The sequence below is a fragment of the Longimicrobium sp. genome, assembly GCF_036387355.1.
Classification (GTDB): Bacteria; Gemmatimonadota; Gemmatimonadetes; order Longimicrobiales; family Longimicrobiaceae; genus Longimicrobium.
The window spans coordinates 1-1565 of the sequence record NZ_DASVTX010000098.1; the positions used below are offsets into that span (position 1 = coordinate 1).

Consider the following 1565-nt stretch of genomic DNA (forward strand, 5'->3'; position numbering starts at 1 on the left):
ACATCCTGTTCACCCGGCTGGTGCCGCTGTTTCCCTTCTGGCTGATGAACCTGGTGCCGGCGTTCACCCCGGTGAGCGTGCGGGTGTTCATCGTCGCGACGGCCATCGGCATTCTGCCGGGAAGCTTTGTGTTCACCAACCTGGGCGAGTCGCTGGCCAGCATCGAGAACGCGGGCGACCTGCTGAGCGCGCAGACGCTGCTGGCACTGGGGCTGCTGGGGATGATGAGCCTTCTCCCCATCTTCATCAAGAAGTTCCGCAACTCACGACGGAAGAAGCTGCATGGCTGATCTGGACATTGAACGCACCGGTCCCCGCCGCAACCCGCTGGCCGCGGTGGCGCTTGCCCTGGCGCTGCTGGCCGTGCTCCTGCTGCTGCTGAGCGGCCCCGGCACCCGCATGGGGCTGTGGGACTTCCGCATGGGCTTTTCGCTCATGCGCTGGGCCGCGTACGCGGGCATCGCGGCGGTGATTGCGGCGCTGCTGGCCATGGCCGTGGGCCGGCGCCACGGGATTGTGATTTCGGGCATCGCGCTGGTGCTGGGCGCGCTGGCGTTCCTGCTGCCGTGGAACATGGCGCGCGGTGCACGCGCCTACCCCGGCATTCACGACATCACCACCGACACGCGCAATCCGCCGGCGTTCGTGGCCGTGGTGCCGCTGCGCAAGGACGCGCCGAATCCCCCCGAGTACCTGGGTGACTCCATCGCGCAGATCCAGCAGAAGGCGTATCCGGACCTGCGGCCGCTCATGATGGCCATGCCGGTGGATTCCGCGTTCGCCAACGCGGTATCTGTGGCGCGCGACATGGGATGGGAAGTGGTGGACCAGTCGCGGCAGGACGGCCGCATTGAGGCGACGGCCACGACACCCTGGTTCGGCTTCAAGGACGACGTGGTCGTTCGCGTCACGAGCGCGTCGGGCATCTCGCGGGTGGACGTGCGCAGCAAGTCGCGCGTAGGCCGCGGCGACGTGGGCGCGAACGCCAAGCGCATTCGCGACTACCTGAAGCGCCTGCGCGCCACCGACCCGCAGCCGGTGAACGCCAGGTAGCATCTCGCCGCGAGCCGGATGGGACGGGCTGCAGCCGTTCCGTGCGCGATGATGGAGCCGTTTCGGTGCGGGGGATTGGCCGGTGCGCGTCCGCGGCTGTGGCCCTCACCCCGCGTGCTGCGCACGACGGCCCTCTCCCACGAACGGATGTGGGAGAGGGGGCACACCCCAGATCCGCGTGGATCCCAAACGCAGTTGAAGCCCCGATCGTGGACGCGTCAGCGGCCGCGAGTCGGGGCTTCCCGCTGTCCGAGCGGCGGATTCACACGCTCAGGGAGGTGGCGCGGAGGACACGTTGGCGCGCGCCGGATGCGCCGTGGAAGCCCCTCCCCGGCCCTCCCCGTGCAAACTGCGCACGGAGAGGGGAGAACCATCGGCACCCGTCGGCCCTGTGCAGTGAATTTTCCGGTCTGTTTGGGGGGGAACTTGCCGCCCTTGTTGCGGCGAGGCGGCGAGTTCACTCGCTCAGCCGCGTCGAGCCGTCCGCCCCGGCAACCCTCCCCCAGTCTTTT

Annotated in this window: 2 protein-coding genes; both read left to right on the forward strand. The window is 68.8% G+C overall.

The features are described 5' to 3' along the window. Nucleotides 1–290: VTT domain-containing protein (locus VF665_RS04650; RefSeq protein WP_331052246.1), on the forward strand; the 290-nt coding region annotated here is incomplete at its 5' end. Beyond that, a complete protein-coding gene (locus VF665_RS04655) occupies nt 283–1053 on the forward strand; it encodes a DUF1499 domain-containing protein (RefSeq protein WP_331052247.1) in 771 nt (256 codons plus the stop codon). The genes VF665_RS04650 and VF665_RS04655, both read left to right, overlap by 8 nt. The last annotated feature ends 512 nt before the right edge of the window (nt 1054–1565 follow it).

Coding starts and splice junctions, on each gene's coding strand:
- VF665_RS04655 (WP_331052247.1), top strand. CDS start 283: ATGGCTGATCTGGACATTGAACGCACCGGTCCCCGCCGCAACCCGCTG.